The organism is Deinococcus metalli (genome assembly GCF_014201805.1).
Taxonomy (GTDB): domain Bacteria; phylum Deinococcota; class Deinococci; order Deinococcales; family Deinococcaceae; genus Deinococcus; species Deinococcus metalli.
This window is the reverse complement of the sequence record NZ_JACHFK010000006.1, coordinates 222,451-237,342: the sequence shown is the minus strand read 5'-3', so window position 1 is coordinate 237,342 and position 14,892 is coordinate 222,451. Positions and strand designations below refer to the sequence as shown.

Sequence of the window (14,892 nt, the reverse complement as noted above, 5' to 3'; positions counted from 1 at the left end):
AAAACCCTCAGGACACGCCGGCAATCAGCGCCTCCACATCCTCGCGCGTGGTGTAGTGCGCGATGCTGGCCCGTACCACCCCGGCCGGGTACAGCCCCAGGTCTGTAAGGGGCTGCACAGCGTAGAAGTGCCCGGCGCCCACATCCACGCCCCGCTCGCTCAGGCGGGCGGCCGTGACGTCCGGGGCCTCGGTGCCCACGCGGAACGCCACGGTGCCGACCCGGCCGTCCATGCTGCGCGGTCCGTACACCGTGACGCCCGGCGTGTCCAGCAGGCCGCCCAGCAGCCGCGCGGCCACCGGCGACTCCAGCGCGGCGATCTGCGCGTAGGCGCGGTCCAGCGCGGCGCGGTCCAGGGTGCCTGCGCCGCCCAGGTCGCGCAGGTAGTCCAGCGTGGCCAGCCACCCGGCCAGCAGCTCGAACTGCGGCGTGCCGTGTTCCAGACCCGTGATGTCGCCCGTCGGCACGAAGGACAGCCGCGGCCACGGAAGCTGCTCGCGCACGCCGGGACGCAGCCACAGCGCGCCCAGGTGCGGCCCGAAAACCTTGTACGGGCTGAAGGTCACGATGTCCGCGCCCCACGCCTGCACGTCCGGCAGGGTGTGCGGCGCGGCGTGCACGGCGTCCACCGCAGTCCACGCGCCGGCGGCCCGCACCTGCGCGGTGATGGTGGGGATGTCCGGCGTGACGCCCAGCACGTTGCTGGCAGCCGTCACCGAGACCAGCCGCGTGCGGGGCGACAGCAGCGCCGCGAGGTCGTCCGGGTGCAGGCGCATGTCGGGCTGCCGGGCGTGCCACACGCGCACCGTCACGCCCACGCGCTCCAGCTCCCGCCACGGGCTGGCGTTCGCCTCGTGCTCCAGGCCCGACACGATCACCTCGTCGCCCGGCCCCCACCAGCGGGCCAGGCCCGCTGCGACGCGGAACGCCAGGGCGGTCGCGCTGGGCCCCAGCGCCACGTCGGCCGGATCGGCGTTCAGGAACAGGGCCGTGCCCGCACGCGCGCGGTGCTTGAGGTCCAGCACCGCGCGCCCGGGCGCGTGCGACGGCATCGCGTTCACCGCGCCGAATTCGGTGAGGTGCGCGCTGATGGCCTGGACGCTGCGTTCGGGCAGCAGGCCCCCCGCCGCGTTGTCGAGGTACGCGCGGCCGGAGCGCAGCGGTGGAAACTGGGCGCGCAGCCCGGCGGACGGAACAGCCGTGGACGTGGTCATGCCGGCAGCATAGAGCGGGCCGCCCACGAAAGGGGCGGCCCGGCCGACGTGGAACGGCGGTCAGTTGCGCTGGGGGGCGGTGGGGTCCGGCTGGCCGTCCAGCGCGGCGGTGCCCGTCTCGTGCGGGCGGCTGGCCAGGGGATCGATGTCCGGCGTGTCCTTGCTGACGCTGTCGAGCAGGATGTCCAGCACGTCGCCGGCCCGGGCGGCCTGCACGGCCTTGTGCGTGATGATCTCGCCCAGGTTCAGGATGATCGAGTCGTCCGGCGCGAGGATCACGCGGTTCACGGGACGGCCCAGGGCGTCGCGCACGCGCTGCTCCTGCGCTTCACGCTGCCGGTCGTCGAGGGCCGTCTCGGCCTGCTCGCGCTTGTCGCCCAGCCACGCCTTGGCCCGGTCGAGCAGGCCGCTGGCGCCCTCGGACACGCTGGCAAGGCTGCCGGCCACCGCCGCGCTCGCCCCGGCCACGCTGGCCCCGGAGCGGGTGGCGGCCAGCAGCTGCTGCTCGACACCCAGGTGCCGGGCGCGGTCCAGGATGGCCGGCGTCACGATCTGGCCCTGCGCGCCCACCAGGCTGCCGCCGGGCGCGCGGACGTCCGTCTGCAGGCGGCGGCCCACGGCGGCCTCGGGGTCGTTGGGATCAAGGGCCGGGCGCGGGGCGAGCGCGCCGGCGGTCAGCGCGGCAAGCTTGCCGGTCGCCTCGGCGCGGTCGGCCTGGAAGGTGGTGATCACGGCGCCCTGCGGCACGATCACCTCGCCGGCGTCGGTCGTGACGTCGCGGCTGGCGACCTTGCCGACCACGTATTCCTTCTGGCGCGCGGCCGCCCCGTCGCGGACGTCCTCGTAGCGTTCCTGCACGCCCTGCACCGCGCTGCCGTAGGCGTCCGCGATGGTGCCGCCGGTCGCGCTGGTCGCCAGGGCCGTGAGCTTCCCGGCGGCATCGGCGCGCTCGGCGTCCATGGCGGTGATGGTCTCCCCCTTCGTGACCAGCACCGTGCCGTCGTCCAGCAGCAGGTCGCTGCCCGCGGTACGGCCGACCACGTACTCCTTCTGACGCTCCTTGGTGGCGTCGGCGATGTTGCCGTACGTCTCCTTGACCGAGTCGGCCGCGCTGGTATACGCGCCCTGCACGCTGGCGGACGCGGACTGCAGCGCGCCCTTGAGACCGCCGGGCTCCTGCTCCTGCATGGCGGCGGCCACGCTCACCGGCACGATGGCGGCGTCCTCACCGATCTGCACCTGCTCGGGGGCGGGCACGTAGGTGCGTCCGCTGCTGAGGTCCGAGAACAGCCCGCCGGTCGCCTCGTAGCCCTGCACGCGGCCGCTCTGCTCGTCGAAGTACACGTCGGCGATGCGCCCGAGGTCCTGGCCGTCGCTGGTGAGCAGCTTCATGCCGATCAGGCTGTGCTTGGCCTCCAGCGCGTCCTTGAGCTGGCCGTCCTCGCGGCTGGTCGTGATGTCCTCGGCCGAGCCGATCATGACGGCGTCCTCGCCGAAGGACTTGATGGCGGCGAACGGCACGGCCTTGGCCGCGCTGAACCACCCGCCCTCGTCGACGAGCAGGCCGAGCACCTGGTTGGCGTTGTGGTCGAACACGACGTCGTGCACCGTATCGACGCGCTCGCCGTTGCTCACGGCGACGATGGGTCGGCCGAGGATGTCCTTGCCTTTGATCATGGTGACGCCTCCTGATGGGGTGAGTGGGGTGGGCGGCTCAGAAGCCGAGGTTCAGCAGCCCCTGGGGCTTGAGGTAGAGGAAATACGCGAGCAGCAGCAGGATGACGATGATCAGCACGATCACCAGCCAGCGGCCACCGCCGCCGGACGAACCCTTGAGTCTAGTCATGAGACCTCCATCTGGGAGTTTAGGAAGGGCATCTCATGGGGCGGTATGGCCGGACTCATGGGGACTTGACTGAATCTTGCGGACGCCTTTAGGGCGCCCCGCGCTAGCCTCCGGGACGTGAGCGCCAGCGTGACCCTGCCCTTTCTGCGCCCCGCCCCGCCGCCGCCGGCCGCCTTCGAGGCGTTCCTGGGCGACCTTCCCCTGACGGTGCTGGTCGGCGTGACCGGCGTGGGCAAGAGCACCGCCCTGTCGGCCCTGGGCGGCGAGCGCGTGCTGCCGGACCGCCGCCGCGTCACGGACGCCGTGATGATCCTGCCGCACGCCCCGCAGGGCGTCGCGGACCGCGAGGAACGGTTCCGCCTGACCGCGCAGTACCGGCAGGGCCACCCGGGCGGCATGGCGCAGGCGCTGGGCTCGCTGGTCGGCGACACCCGGCACTGGGGCCGGCGGCCGGTGTTCGACGGCCTGCGCGGTCTGGACGAGGTAACGTACGCGGCGGGCACCTACCCCGCGTGGCGCTTCGTGGCACTGAGCGCGCCGGACGCCGTGCGCGTGCGGCGCCTGCTGGGCCGGGCCGACGCCTTCGACCGCGTGAAGGCCGCAGGTTCAGCGGCTGGACGCGACCTGCGGACCGCGCTGGACGAGCTGCCGGGCATCGGGGCGGTGTTCACGCCCGAGCAGCGCGACGCGCTGGCCGCGCTGCCGGACGAGGGATTCGCGGCGGCCGACGTCCTCGCCAAGGTGCGGATCGTGATCAGCGAGCGCCGCAACTACGACCCCGCCGCCGCCGAGGCCTACCTGAGCACGCTCGGTCCGCAGCGGGCGCTGCTGCTCGACACCGTGGCGCTGGACGCCGCACACGTCGGGCAGGCCATCCGGGCGTGGGCATGAGAGGGTCAAACGTCGAGCTCTCTGGCGTAACCGTGCAGCGCGTGGAGGGCTGGCCGTTCCGGCTGCCCCTGAAGTCCGCGCTGGCGTGGGGCGCGCACTCCGCCATCAACGCCGCCGAGCACGTGCTGGTGCGCGTGACCCTCTCGGACGGCACGGTGGGCGTCGCGGAGGCCCCGCCGCGGCCCACCATCTACGGCGAGACGCCGGGCAGCGTGGTCGCCATCCTGGCGCACCTGGAACCGGCCCTGCGCGGCGTGGACATTCTGGACACGGCCGCGCTGGATCGCGTGCGGAACTCGGTGGCAAACAACCACACCGCGCGCGGCGCGCTGGACATGGCCCTGCACGACGCCCGCGCCCGCGCGCAGGGCCGGACGCTGCTGGACACGCTGCTGGGGCCGCGGGACCGGGTGCGCGTCAGTTTCATCCTGGGCATCGCGTCGCCACAGGACATGCTGGCCGAGGCGCGGGATGTCGTGAACGCCGGCGTGCGCTGCCTGAAGGTCAAGGTCGGCCGCGACCACGCGCGCGACCTCGCGGTGATCCGCGACCTGCGGGCCGAGTTCGGGCCGGACATGCAGCTCTACGCCGACTCGAACGAGACGCTGCGGCCCGCGGACGCCCCGGACATCCTGGCCGCCATGCGCGACGCCGGCCTGACCTACGTGGAGGAGCCGCTGCCCGCCCGCGACCTGCGGTCCCGCGCTGCCCTGCACGCCCGTGGCGTCCTGCCGATCGTCGCGGACGACTCGTGCTTCACGCCCGCGGACCTGGAGCGCGAGCTGGACTTCGACACCTTCGATGTCCTGAACGTGAAGACGGCCCGCAACGGCTTTACCGACGGCCGGCGCATGCTGGAGCGGGCCGCCGCGCACGGCAAGCGCGGCATGGTGGGCTCGCAGGCCAGCAGTGGCCTGGGAACCCTGCACGCCGCGGCGCTGTCTACTCAAGCTGAGGTGACCGAACCGTGCGAACTGAGCTTCGTGCTCAAGCTCCAGGGCGACCTGCTGAACGCGCCGATTGCCTTCCAGGGCGGCTGGCTCGACGTTCGAGCCCTGCGCGGCGTGGACCTCGACCCGGCGCTGGTGGCCCGTTACAGGATGTGACGGCCGGGCCGCCACGCCGCGCAAGTCACAAATCTGAAAGAGTGCGGGGCAGACAATGAGGCATGGGTCAAGAAATGCTTAATACACTCTTCTTCCCGCTGCTGTTCAGCATGGGCGCTGGCAGCTACGCGTACCTGCGCTTCCGTGACCGCCGCCCCAACGCGCTGCTGGTCATGACCCTGTTCCAACTACTCGGGGCCTATGGCTACTTCACGCAGCCGGTGGCGCCCCTGTTCATGCTGCTGGCCCTGCACGCCACGGTCGTGTTCTTCCTGCTGGTTCACCACCTCCAGGCGCCGACCCTCGCCCCCGAAACGCGCACCGGCCCGCGCCGGTAAGCGCCCGCCACCGCACGCCGACACGCGAGCGGCACGCCCCGGCTGTCCGGGCGTGCCGCTCGCACTGCCCTAACGTCAGCGGGTCGCGGCGCGCACGGCCGCGTTGGCGTCCAGCAGCGGCAGGCCGGCGCTCCAGTTGACGCTGCCCAGCAGCAGCGCCTTGGTCTGCGCGGCACTCAGGTCGGGGTTGGCGGCACGCATCAGGGCCGCCACGCTGCTCACCAGCGGCGCGGAGAAGCTCGTGCCGGCCTCGGACGCGTACTTGCCACCCGGGGCGAGCAGCAGCAGGTCGTCGGTGGCCGCGGTGCCAGCGCAGGTGCCGTAGCCCGCACCGCCCGGCGCCACGATGTCCAGCACCCGCGTCAGCTTGGCCGACGGCCGCGCGCTGTAGCACGCCAGCTCTCCGTCCTTGGTGCCCACCGCGCCGACCGCGATCACGTCCGGGTGGCTCGCCGGGTAGTACACGCCGTCGCTGGCGGTGTTGCCTGCGGCCGCCACCAGCACCGCCGACGCCGAGGCTGAATGCAGCACCGCGTCCAGCGTCTTGTCCGCCGTGATGCCCGCCGCGCCCAGGCTCATGTTGATCACCTGCGCGCCCTGCTGCAGCGCCTCGTTCACGCCCTGTGCGACCGCCGAGGTGGTCGTCCCCTCCTCGCCCAGCACCTCGACGGTGATGACCGTTCCGCTCCACGTGGCCCCGGCCAGTCCCACGCCGTTGTTGGTGGTGGCCGCCAGGACGCCGGTGGTGGCCGTGCCGTGGTCCGTCGCGCGGGTGTAGGTGCTGGGCAGTGCGGAGTTCGCCGCCACCGTCCGGCCCTGCAGGTCCGGGTGGGCGGTGTCCAGCGCCGTGTCCAGCATGGCCGTCCTGGCCGCGGCCGGCGTCTTGCCGCACGCGGCGAGGAACGCCCACGCCTGCGGCAGGGTCACGCGCGTCAGGTACGTCTGGAACATGGTCTTGGTCCCCTGCGCGGTCGCCACCGACAGCCCCTTGTTGCCCGGCACGCCCGGATCGTTGGGCGTGGCCAGCGCGGCGTACCGGTAGTCCGGCTGCACGCGCAGGCCCCGCGCGGCGAGGCGGGCCGCGTACGCGGCGTCGGTCTCGCCGGCCGGCGTCGCCACCCGCAGCAGGCCCGGCAGCACCGTCTGGGCCGCCGCGCCGGACAGCGCACCCAGGGCCTGCGCGCCCAGCGCGCCGCCGCTGAGCACCAGCACCCGGCCCGCCACATGCGGCGCCGCCCAGTCGGCCGGGCCGGGCGTGACAGCCGCGAGGCCCTGCTCCACGGTGACGCCCAGGCTCTGCGCTGCTGCAGGCCCGCGTACCGCCGCCGGAGCGAGGCTCTGAGAACAGATGGGGTCCGGCGTGGGGGTCGGGATGGGAGCAACCGGGCCCGCGCACCCCAGCAGCAGCAGGGGCAGGCAGGGCAGCGCCAGGACCGCTCGGAGAGACGTCATGGCACACGTATACCGCTTTCCTCTGATGGATCGCTGAACCCCGTTCATGGGCTGTTCCTCCTCACCGGCGGCCCGTAGTCTGGAGCATGACGTTCCTGCGGCGGCAGATCGCGTGGGCCATCCTGGGCGCGCTGCTGTCGGGCGTGTGGTGGCTGCTGACCCACGCGGGACACACGGCGCCGTCCCCGGCTGCCAGACCGGACACCAGCGCCCTGAGCCTCAGCACGCCCGCCACCGTGGTCCTCGCGGGCGGAGAGGTGATCCGGGGTGCTGTCACCGGCGCACAGGCCCTGTGCCCGTCGTGGGCCGATACCCTCGCGGCCGGGGGAGTCACCGTGACCCTGCCCGACGGCCGGCGTATCCCCGGCGACGAGGTCCGCAGCGTCGCGGTCACGCCCGCCACGCTCGACGGCCTGGCCGCCCTCGTGACCACCACGGCGTGCGGCGACGCCCTCACCCTCCACCCGCTGACCACGCCGCCGCCCTGAGGCGGCGGCAGAGGGCACCGGGCACGCGGCCCCGCGCTCAGCTGGCCTGCATCCCGTGCTTGAGATCACGCACCTGGTCGTGGCTGGCCTTCACCTGCGCGTACTGCTTCTCCACGAGGGCGCGGATCGTGGCGGGCAGGTCGGTCTCGTCCAGCACGTCCTGGTAGTTCTGGACGGCGACGTCCTCGCCGCGCTCGACCTCGGCCACCACGGCCGCGTCGTCCCGGCCCGTCAGGGCGTCGCGGACGTTCAGCCACGCGCGGTGCAGCGCGGCGCCCACGCTGCCGCTCTCGCGGGGCCGGTCCCCCAGGGCGGTGATCTGCGCCTCGACCTCCGCAGCCATCGCGGCCCGCTGGCCCGAGCGTTCCGTGAACAGCGACTTCAGCCGGGCCTCGGTGGCGTGGTCGGCGGCGTCCGCGAAACCCTTCTCGCCGTCGCGCAGGGTACCGAGCAGGGTGTTGAGTTTGTCCAGCAGGTGGTCGTTCGTCATGGTGGTCTCCTCAGGGCCCGCACGCGGGGCCGGGTGGCATGCCGTGAGGGTAGGGGGCAGGCCGGGGGCCGACCTGTACCGCCCCTTACCGTGCGCCGTTCACGAAGCGTTGAGTTCCCCGCGCGCCTGGCGCCGGCGCGGCGCATCCCGGATAGCCTGACGGCATGACGGACCGCCGCCCCTGGGTGCTGCGCATGACGTGGCGTGACCTGTGCTTCATGCACTGGCCGGTGCCGCCGGCGCTGCTCTCCCCCACCCTGCCGCGCGGCGTGGACCTCGACACGCGCGGCGGCCACGCGTGGCTGGGCGTGGTGCCCTTCACCATGACGGGCGTGGCGCCGCGCTTCGCCCCGGACGTGCCCGGCGTGAGCGCCTTCCCGGAACTGAACCTGCGGACTTACGTGACCGCGGGCGGGGTGCCCGGCGTGTGGTTCTACTCTCTGGACGCCGCGCAGCCGCTGGCCGTGCGGCTGGCGCGCGCGCTGTTTCACCTGCCGTACTTCGACGCGCGGATGTGGGCGTCGCGCGAGCAGGGCGTGACGCGCTACGCCAGCGTCCGCACGCACCCCGGGGCGGCCCCGGCCCGCTTCGCGGGAGCGTACCGGCCGGTCGGTGACCCCGTGCCGGCCCCGCCGGGCAGCCTGGAGGACTGGCTCACGCACCGGCTGTTCCTGTACTCGGCCGACCGCGCCGGGCGGGTGTACCGGGGCCGCATCCACCACGCCGCGTGGCCGCTGCGCCGCGCCGAGGCGGTCATCCGCGAGAACACCCTGGCCGACGCGCTGGGCGTGAGTCTGGCGGGCGAGCCGCACCTGCTGCACGCCGAGACGCTGGACGTGCGCGCCGAGTGGACCCAGCGGGTTCGGTAGGGCCAGCCGCTAGGAGGCGGGTGCGTCGCCGGTCTCCAGCAGGAACGGCTCCCGCAGACCCGTCTCGGCCGCGCTGCGCGCCACCTGCGGCGCGTACGACAGGGCCAGCACGGCGCGGTACGTGCGCACGGCCAGATCGCGGTCGCCCAGCGCGTCGCGCACCTGCCCCAGCCGGGCCAGGGTGAGGCCCGCGAGGCTGCGCGGCTGGCCGTCCGCCAGGCCGTGCGCGGCGCGTTCCAGCAGCGCGCGGGCGGTCTCCAGGTCACCCACCGCGAGGTGGATGCCCGCCGCCGCCGCGTCCAGCTCGGCGCGCGGCGTGATCCGGTCGCCGCTCTCGCGGTCCAGGGCGGCCAGCAGGGCGCCGAGATCGTCGTCCTCGTCCAGCGCCCATGCGCGGTCGGCGAGGGCCCGGCGGCGGCTGGTCTCGCCCGGCGTGAAGCCGCTCACGTCCGGCAGCGCCGCGTCCGGCAGCCGGGCGCGCAGGCCGGGCAGGTCGTCCAGCGGCACCAGGGCCACGCCCGCGTGCCCGGCGAGGCGCTGCGCGAGTTCGGTCAGCCGCCGCTCCCGCCAGCGCGTGCCCGGCCCCTCGTCCAGCGCGGCGCGCACGCGGTCGTGGTAGGCCTCGGCGGCGGCCAGGGTCTCGGGGGCCAGCACCTGCGAGGGAGCCATGGGCGCCGTGAGCAGGGCAGCGAACTCGCGCTCCGCGTGCGCGGCGTCCCGCAGCCGCTCCCGGCCCTGCGGGTACTGCTGCAGGAAGGTCTGCAACTGCTCGTGCTCCGCGTCGGCCCACGCCCACCCGGCGGTGACGCCGTCTCGCACGGCGATCCCGGCGGCGGGCAGCGCGTCGCGCAGCGGGTGGTCCGGGTCGTCCGACGTGGCCCACAGCACCTCCCGGGCGCCCAGCCCCTCCAGGAGTTCCACGACGGTGCCGGCGTTGTAGCGCGGGTGCAGCCGCAGCAGGTCGCCCAGGTCCGGCAGCAGGATCACGCGTTCGCTCCGGCGCGGGCCCGGCCGTCGCGACCCACCCGCACCATGTCGGTCACGCCCTGCACCCGCAGCAGCGCCGTGCGCACGGCCGCGAGGTCCGCGTTGCCGGTCACGGCCAGCCGCAGCAGGATGTGCGCCACGTTGTCCACCCCGACGCGCGCCTCGACCTTCAGGGGGCTGCGCTTCTCGCTGCTCAGCACGCCCAGCACGTCGGCCAGCAGCCCCGAGCGGTCCGGTCCGACCACGTCCACGTCCACCAGCATGTTGCCGTGCGTCTCGGCATCCCACGACGCGGCCACGCAGCGTTCCGGTTCGTCCTTGAGCAGCCGGATCATGTTCGGGCAGTCAATGCGGTGCACGCTGACGCCCCGGCCACGCGTCAGGTAGCCCATGATCTGGTCGCCACGGATCGGCGAGCAGCAGTTGCTGAGCTTGGTGGTGGTGGTAAAGCCCTCGACGTACACGCCGCCGGTGTCGGGCGTGCGCGGCTTGGGCGCCCGCTTGGCCGGCGCGGTGCCCTGTTCCTGCGCCAGGCTGGGTGACAGCACCCGCCCGACAGTCGCGGGCATGATCTTGCCGGCGCTCAGCGCGAAGTACAGGTCGTCGGGGTTGCGGGTCCCGAGCAGCTTCTGGGCGGCGTCCTCCAGCAGTTTGGTGCGCATCAGCTGCCGCACCGGGAGCTGGCGCTTGCGCAGGTGACGCTCCAGCAGGTCGTGGCCCTTGCGCAGCGCCTCGGCGCGTTCCTGCGTGCGGAAGTGGTGGCGGATCTTCGTGCGGGCGCTGCGGGTGACCGTGAAGTTCAGCCAGTCCTTGCTGGGGTGCCCGTTCTTGCTGGTCACGATCTCGACCATGTCGCCGTTGCCGAGTTTCTGCGACAGCGGCACGATGCTGCCGTTCACGCGCGCCCCGATGGTCGTCTCGCCGATGCGGGTGTGGATGTGGTACGCGAAGTCCACCGGCGTGCTGCCCAGCGGCAGGCTGATCGCCATGCCCTTGGGCGTGAACACCCGCACGCGCTGCGACAGGATGTCGGACTTCACGGCGTCCATGTAGTCCGAGGCGTCGTTGATCTCGTTCTGGAGTTCGCGCAGCTGGGCGATCCAGTTCTCGCGGTCGCGCTGGGCGAGCTGCGTGCCCTGCTTGTACATCCAGTGCGCCGCGATGCCGAACTCGGCGACCTCGTGCATGCGCCGCGAGCGGATCTGCACCTCGATGGGCTGGCCGCTCTGCGAGATCACGGTGGTGTGCAGCGACTGGTAGCCGTTGGGCTTGGGCACCGCGATGTAGTCCTTGAAGCGGCCGGGCAGCGGCGTCCAGATCGAGTGCACGATGCTGACCGTGTGGTAGCAGATGCGTTTCTCGCGCGTCTCCTCGGCGCGCTCGCGGCGCTTCTCGTCCGTGCCGGCCGGCACCACCAGGTCGCGCGGCGTGAGGATCACGCGGATGGCCAGCAGGTCGAAGATCTGCTCCAGGCCCTTGCCCTCGCGCTGCATCTTGGTGTGGATGCTCCACAGGTGCTTGCTGCGCCCCGCGATGTCGATGTCCAACACCCACTCCGGCAGCTCCAGATCGTCCAGCAGCGCCTCGTGCAGTTCAGCCACGGCCCGCTCGATCAGCGCCTGGCGCTCCTCCTGGCGGGTGCGCAGCCGCCTGCGCAGCACGTCGTACTCCTCGGGGTACAGGTACTGGAAACTCAGGTCCTCGAGTTCCCACTTGATCTGCCCGATGCCCAGGCGGTGCGCGAGCGGCGCGAAGATCTCCATGGTCTCGCGCGCGATGCGCACCTGCTTTTCCGGTTTCATGGCGCCCAGCGTCCGCATGTTGTGCAGCCGGTCCGCGAGCTTGACGACGATGATGCGGATGTCGTCGGTCATGGCGACCAGCATCTGGCGCAGGTTCTCGGCCTGGATGTCGCGCCCGGCGTCGCTGACCTCGGCCGCCTGCGAGCCCTGCTTGGACAGCTTGCTGACCTTGGTCTCGCCCTCCACGATGCGGCGCACGTCCGGCCCGAACTCGGCCTCGATCACCTCGAAGGTCACGGTCTCGACGTCCTCGACCGTGTCGTGCAGCAGCCCGGCCATCAGCGAGTCGGTGTCCATGCCGAGCTGCGCCAGGATCACCGCGACCGCCACGGGGTGCGTGATGTACGGCTCGCCGCTGCGCCGCTTCACGCCGTGGTGGGCGCGGCGGGCGAAGTCGTAGGCGCGCTCGATGCCGTCACGTTCGGCCTCGGGGCGGTCCGCGGTCAGGCGTCTGAGTTCCTTCATCCCCTCGCGGTCCGGCACGCCGCAGAGCATAGCGCGCCGTCCGGGCCGCGTTCCGGGGCACGTCTTACGGTGGGGCCGGGCGCTCCACACGAAACGCCCACCCGGGCGGGGTGGGCGGAAGAAGGTGATGGTTCAGCCGTTAGCGCCGGTCACGCACGCGCACGGGGATCGGGACCAGCCGCGGTTCGGGAGTACCCTGGAGCGCCTCCCGGAGCCAGTCAATGAATTCGCGCAGGCCCTTCATGGACCAAGTGTACGCCCGGAATCCTGACAGAGATGGCACCAATCTTACGCTGGGTTCATCATCGGGGGGTCAGATGCGACAATGCCCGGCATGGTCCGTGCCCCGCTGCCCCTGCCCGTCATCCTGGACGGCGATCCCGGCCACGACGACGTCGTGAACATCCTCCTGGCGCTGGCCAGCCCCGAACTGGACGTGCTGGGCGTGACCAGCGTGTTCGGCAACGTCGGCCTGGACCGGACCACCCGCAACGCCCTGATCACGCGGGAACTCAGCGGCCGGGATGTCCCGGTGTACGCCGGCGCGGACCGCCCCCTGGTCAGCGCGCGCATCAGCGCCGAGGCGGTGCACGGCGAGAGCGGTCTGGACGGCCCGCACCTGCCCACCCCCACCCGGGGTACGGAGGACGAGCACGCGGTGGAGTTCATCGTCCGGACGGTGCGCGCGCACCCGCGGCCCGTGACGCTCGTTCCCACCGGCCCGCTGACAAATGTGGCGCTGGCCCTGCGCCTCGCGCCGGACATCGCCGCCAATATCGAGCAGATCGTGTGGATGGGCGGCAGCACCGACACCGGCAACTGGACGCCCGCCGCGGAGTTCAACGCCCTGGCCGATCCGCACGCCGCGCACATCGTGTTTGGCAGCGGCGTGCCGATCACCATGATCGGCCTGAACGCCAGCCACCAGGCCATCGCGCACCCGGCGCGCGTGCAGGCCTTCCGCGCCCTGGGCACCCCGGTGGGCGACTTCGTGGCCGAGCTGCTGGCCTTCTTCGCGGACCACCACCGCGAGCGCTACGGCTGGGACGGCGGCGCGCTGCACGACCCGCTGACGGTCGCGTGGCTGCTGCGCCCGGAGCTGTTCGTCACCCGGCCCATGCACGTGCAGATCGACGTGACCGACGGCCCCAGCGCCGGCCGCACCGTGGCGGACGTGTGGAACGTGACCGGCCACGCGCCCAACGCGGACGTGATGACGCAGGTGGACGCCGACGGCTTCTTCGCGCTGCTGGTGGAACGGATCGCCACGTACCGCTGAGACGGGCGACGGGCGCTAGCCTGCACGCATGACCCACAGCGACTTCCGCACGCTGGACATCGGGGACACGCGCCTGCACGCCCGCGTCGTGGGGGACGGAACCCGCCCGCCGCTGATCGTGCTGCACGGCGGCCCCGGCCTGGACCACACCGAATTCGGCACGTATCTCGACCCGCTGGCCGACACCGTGCAGCTCGTGATCCTCGACCAGCGCGCCCAGGGCCGCAGCGACCGCGACGCGCCGACAGACACGTGGACCCTGACGCAGATGGCCGCCGATGTCAGCCGCGTGGCCGCCGCCCTGAACGCGCCGGAGTACGCGGTATTCGGGCACTCGTACGGGGCCTTCGTGGCGCTCCAGCATGCCGCCGACTTTCCCGGCGCGGCGGCCGCGACCATCGCGTGCTGCGGGGTCGGGTCCTCGCGCTGGCTGGAGGACATTCCCGCGCGGCTGGAGACCTTCGAGCCGCTGGCCCTGCGCGAGCGGGTGCGGGCGTCGTGGGCAGACGAGGCGAACGTGCGGACGGAAGCGGACTTCGCGCGCCTGATGCGCGAGCAGATGCCGTGGCATTTCGGTGACCCGCTCGACCCCCGCGTTGCGGAGTACGGAGCGCACACGGACGCCCTGCACCCCCGCTACGCGCCGGACGTGCTGCGGCGCTTCAGCGTGGCCGGCTACGGGGGAATCGAGGTCGAGGAGCGCATGGGCGCGGTCACGCAGCCGCTGCTCGTCCTCGCGGGCCGCCTGGACCGCACGTGCCCGCCCCAGGCCGGGGAACTCGTGGCGCGGCGCGCACCGGCCGGCGAGGTCCACGTCTTCGAGGACAGCGGCCACATGCCGTTCGTTGAGCAGCACGGCGAGTTCCTGGACGTCGTGCGGGCGTTTCTGCGGCGCACGCTGGCCTGAAGCGGATCACCCCAGCGCCCGCAGCCGCCGCACGGTCTCCGGCGGCAGCTGGTGGCGCGCGCCGGGCAGGAGGTGCACGTCAGCGTGCAGGGCGCCCGCGTCGTCCACGTCCGCGAGCAGCACCGCGCCCAGCCGGGGCCGACCCCGCGCGAAGGCCCGGCCGTCCAGCCCGCCCGCACCGTCCTGGCCGCCCGCCGCCCGGTCGAGCCGCCGCAGGGCGTCCGCGAGCAGCGCTGCGCCGTCCACCCCGGATGGCAGCACGGCGGCCACGACGTTGACCGCCCCCGCCGGGAGCTGTCCCACCTTGTCGGTCAGCGCCCGCGCCAGACGCAACGCCGGGTCGCCGTCCATGTCGCGCAGGCGGGTGACTTCCACGAAGAAGGCCCCGCTGCCGTCCGGCGCGGCCACCCGGAAATCCGGCCCCCGGCCGCCGGACGCAGCGAGCGGCTCGTAGGCCAGCGTCCAGCGCCGCTCGCGCAGCAGCCACGCGGCGACCGCGAGTTCCGCCTCCACGTCCGCGAGGGCCGCCGGACCGGGCACGCGCAGCTTGCGGCGCACCTTGCTGGCGTTGGCCTCCAGGAAGGCCGCAACCGCCCTGGATGCCTGCGCCCAGCCGCGCAGCCGGGCAGCGAGCGGATGGGTGTCCGCTCCGCAGAGGTCCAGCACCAGCGCATCGATCCGTGACCCCATGGCTCACGGTGACCATACCTGAACGGAGCCCCGCAACGCCGCCCCGGCGCCATGCAACACCCGCGCAAC

15 protein-coding genes are annotated in these 14,892 nt (G+C 73.1%); 7 read left to right on the top strand and 8 right to left on the bottom strand.

From position 1 onward, the window contains the following. Positions 1-7: 7 nt before the first annotated feature. Genes HNQ07_RS13475 through HNQ07_RS24090 form a run of 3 tightly spaced genes read right to left on the bottom strand, consistent with a single transcriptional unit; the run spans position 8 to position 3,059 of the window. Positions 8-1,213 (bottom strand): cysteine desulfurase-like protein, encoded by a 1,206-nt coding sequence (locus tag HNQ07_RS13475; protein WP_184112599.1) that lies wholly within the window; start codon positions 1,211-1,213, stop codon positions 8-10. Between the two features lie 60 nt (positions 1,214-1,273). Beyond that, positions 1,274-2,890 (bottom strand): PRC-barrel domain-containing protein, encoded by a 1,617-nt coding sequence (locus tag HNQ07_RS13470; RefSeq protein ID WP_184112597.1) that lies wholly within the window; start codon positions 2,888-2,890, stop codon positions 1,274-1,276. Positions 2,891-2,927: 37 nt separating this feature from the next. Then, positions 2,928-3,059, bottom strand: a complete 132-nt coding sequence (locus HNQ07_RS24090) for a hypothetical protein (protein ID WP_260322918.1) — start codon at positions 3,057-3,059, stop codon at positions 2,928-2,930. A gap of 117 nt (positions 3,060-3,176) precedes the next feature. Here HNQ07_RS24090 and HNQ07_RS13465 point away from each other — a divergent pair, with 117 nt between their 5' ends. The 3 genes from HNQ07_RS13465 (at position 3,177) to HNQ07_RS13455 (ending at position 5,394) form a co-directional block, all read left to right on the top strand. Further along, the gene (locus HNQ07_RS13465; protein WP_184112594.1) at positions 3,177-3,950 is read left to right on the top strand and encodes an ATPase; all 774 of its coding nucleotides are present in this window, start codon (positions 3,177-3,179) and stop codon (positions 3,948-3,950) included. Continuing rightward, positions 3,947-5,056, top strand: coding sequence for an enolase C-terminal domain-like protein (locus HNQ07_RS13460; protein WP_184112592.1), 1,110 nt, complete (start codon positions 3,947-3,949; stop codon positions 5,054-5,056). The genes HNQ07_RS13465 and HNQ07_RS13460 overlap by 4 nt, the downstream gene beginning before the upstream one ends. 74 nt (positions 5,057-5,130) lie before the next feature. After that, positions 5,131-5,394 (top strand): hypothetical protein, encoded by a 264-nt coding sequence (locus tag HNQ07_RS13455; RefSeq protein ID WP_229831972.1) that lies wholly within the window; start codon positions 5,131-5,133, stop codon positions 5,392-5,394. Positions 5,395-5,469: 75 nt separating this feature from the next. Here HNQ07_RS13455 and HNQ07_RS13450 read toward each other — a convergent pair whose 3' ends face one another. Then, positions 5,470-6,846: a S8 family peptidase gene (locus tag HNQ07_RS13450; protein WP_184112587.1), complete on the bottom strand. Its 1,377-nt coding sequence runs from the start codon at positions 6,844-6,846 to the stop codon at positions 5,470-5,472. A gap of 86 nt (positions 6,847-6,932) precedes the next feature. Between HNQ07_RS13450 and HNQ07_RS13445 the strand changes: the two genes are divergently transcribed. Continuing rightward, the gene (locus tag HNQ07_RS13445; protein WP_184112585.1) at positions 6,933-7,334 is read left to right on the top strand and encodes a hypothetical protein; all 402 of its coding nucleotides are present in this window, start codon (positions 6,933-6,935) and stop codon (positions 7,332-7,334) included. Between the two features lie 37 nt (positions 7,335-7,371). Here HNQ07_RS13445 and HNQ07_RS13440 read toward each other — a convergent pair whose 3' ends face one another. Beyond that, positions 7,372-7,824, bottom strand: coding sequence for a PA2169 family four-helix-bundle protein (locus HNQ07_RS13440; RefSeq protein ID WP_184112582.1), 453 nt, complete (start codon positions 7,822-7,824; stop codon positions 7,372-7,374). Between the two features lie 164 nt (positions 7,825-7,988). On the opposite strand from HNQ07_RS13440, the gene HNQ07_RS13435 reads away from it, so the two are divergent. Further along, positions 7,989-8,693 (top strand): YqjF family protein, encoded by a 705-nt coding sequence (locus HNQ07_RS13435; protein WP_229831973.1) that lies wholly within the window; start codon positions 7,989-7,991, stop codon positions 8,691-8,693. A gap of 9 nt (positions 8,694-8,702) precedes the next feature. Here HNQ07_RS13435 and HNQ07_RS13430 read toward each other — a convergent pair whose 3' ends face one another. Both HNQ07_RS13430 and HNQ07_RS13425 read right to left on the bottom strand, forming a co-directional pair. Continuing rightward, on the bottom strand, positions 8,703-9,680 hold the full coding sequence (locus HNQ07_RS13430) for a tetratricopeptide repeat protein (protein ID WP_184112580.1): 978 nt from the start codon (positions 9,678-9,680) through the stop codon (positions 8,703-8,705). Next, positions 9,677-11,947: a RelA/SpoT family protein gene (locus tag HNQ07_RS13425; protein ID WP_184112772.1), complete on the bottom strand. Its 2,271-nt coding sequence runs from the start codon at positions 11,945-11,947 to the stop codon at positions 9,677-9,679. The genes HNQ07_RS13430 and HNQ07_RS13425 overlap by 4 nt, the downstream gene beginning before the upstream one ends. A gap of 334 nt (positions 11,948-12,281) precedes the next feature. Between HNQ07_RS13425 and HNQ07_RS13420 the strand changes: the two genes are divergently transcribed. After that, positions 12,282-13,226: a nucleoside hydrolase gene (locus HNQ07_RS13420; protein WP_308430874.1), complete on the top strand. Its 945-nt coding sequence runs from the start codon at positions 12,282-12,284 to the stop codon at positions 13,224-13,226. Positions 13,227-13,254: 28 nt separating this feature from the next. Continuing rightward, positions 13,255-14,133 carry an alpha/beta fold hydrolase gene (locus HNQ07_RS13415; protein ID WP_184112575.1) on the top strand — a complete coding sequence of 293 codons (879 nt, stop codon included), beginning with the start codon at positions 13,255-13,257 and terminating at the stop codon, positions 14,131-14,133. Positions 14,134-14,139: 6 nt separating this feature from the next. Here the strand turns inward: HNQ07_RS13415 and HNQ07_RS13410 are convergent, their stop codons facing one another. Then, a complete protein-coding gene (locus HNQ07_RS13410) occupies positions 14,140-14,823 on the bottom strand; it encodes a hypothetical protein (RefSeq protein WP_184112573.1) in 684 nt (227 codons plus the stop codon). Positions 14,824-14,892: the final 69 nt, after the last annotated feature.

Coding starts and splice junctions, on each gene's coding strand:
- HNQ07_RS13475 (WP_184112599.1), bottom strand. CDS start 1,213: ATGACCACGTCCACGGCTGTTCCGTCCGCCGGGCTGCGCGCCCAGTTT.
- HNQ07_RS13470 (WP_184112597.1), bottom strand. CDS start 2,890: ATGATCAAAGGCAAGGACATCCTCGGCCGACCCATCGTCGCCGTGAGC.
- HNQ07_RS24090 (WP_260322918.1), bottom strand. CDS start 3,059: ATGACTAGACTCAAGGGTTCGTCCGGCGGCGGTGGCCGCTGGCTGGTG.
- HNQ07_RS13460 (WP_184112592.1), top strand. CDS start 3,947: ATGAGAGGGTCAAACGTCGAGCTCTCTGGCGTAACCGTGCAGCGCGTG.
- HNQ07_RS13455 (WP_229831972.1), top strand. CDS start 5,131: ATGCTTAATACACTCTTCTTCCCGCTGCTGTTCAGCATGGGCGCTGGC.
- HNQ07_RS13450 (WP_184112587.1), bottom strand. CDS start 6,846: ATGACGTCTCTCCGAGCGGTCCTGGCGCTGCCCTGCCTGCCCCTGCTG.
- HNQ07_RS13445 (WP_184112585.1), top strand. CDS start 6,933: ATGACGTTCCTGCGGCGGCAGATCGCGTGGGCCATCCTGGGCGCGCTG.
- HNQ07_RS13440 (WP_184112582.1), bottom strand. CDS start 7,824: ATGACGAACGACCACCTGCTGGACAAACTCAACACCCTGCTCGGTACC.
- HNQ07_RS13435 (WP_229831973.1), top strand. CDS start 7,989: ATGACGGACCGCCGCCCCTGGGTGCTGCGCATGACGTGGCGTGACCTG.
- HNQ07_RS13425 (WP_184112772.1), bottom strand. CDS start 11,947: ATGAAGGAACTCAGACGCCTGACCGCGGACCGCCCCGAGGCCGAACGT.
- HNQ07_RS13420 (WP_308430874.1), top strand. CDS start 12,282: ATGGTCCGTGCCCCGCTGCCCCTGCCCGTCATCCTGGACGGCGATCCC.
- HNQ07_RS13415 (WP_184112575.1), top strand. CDS start 13,255: ATGACCCACAGCGACTTCCGCACGCTGGACATCGGGGACACGCGCCTG.
- HNQ07_RS13410 (WP_184112573.1), bottom strand. CDS start 14,823: ATGGGGTCACGGATCGATGCGCTGGTGCTGGACCTCTGCGGAGCGGAC.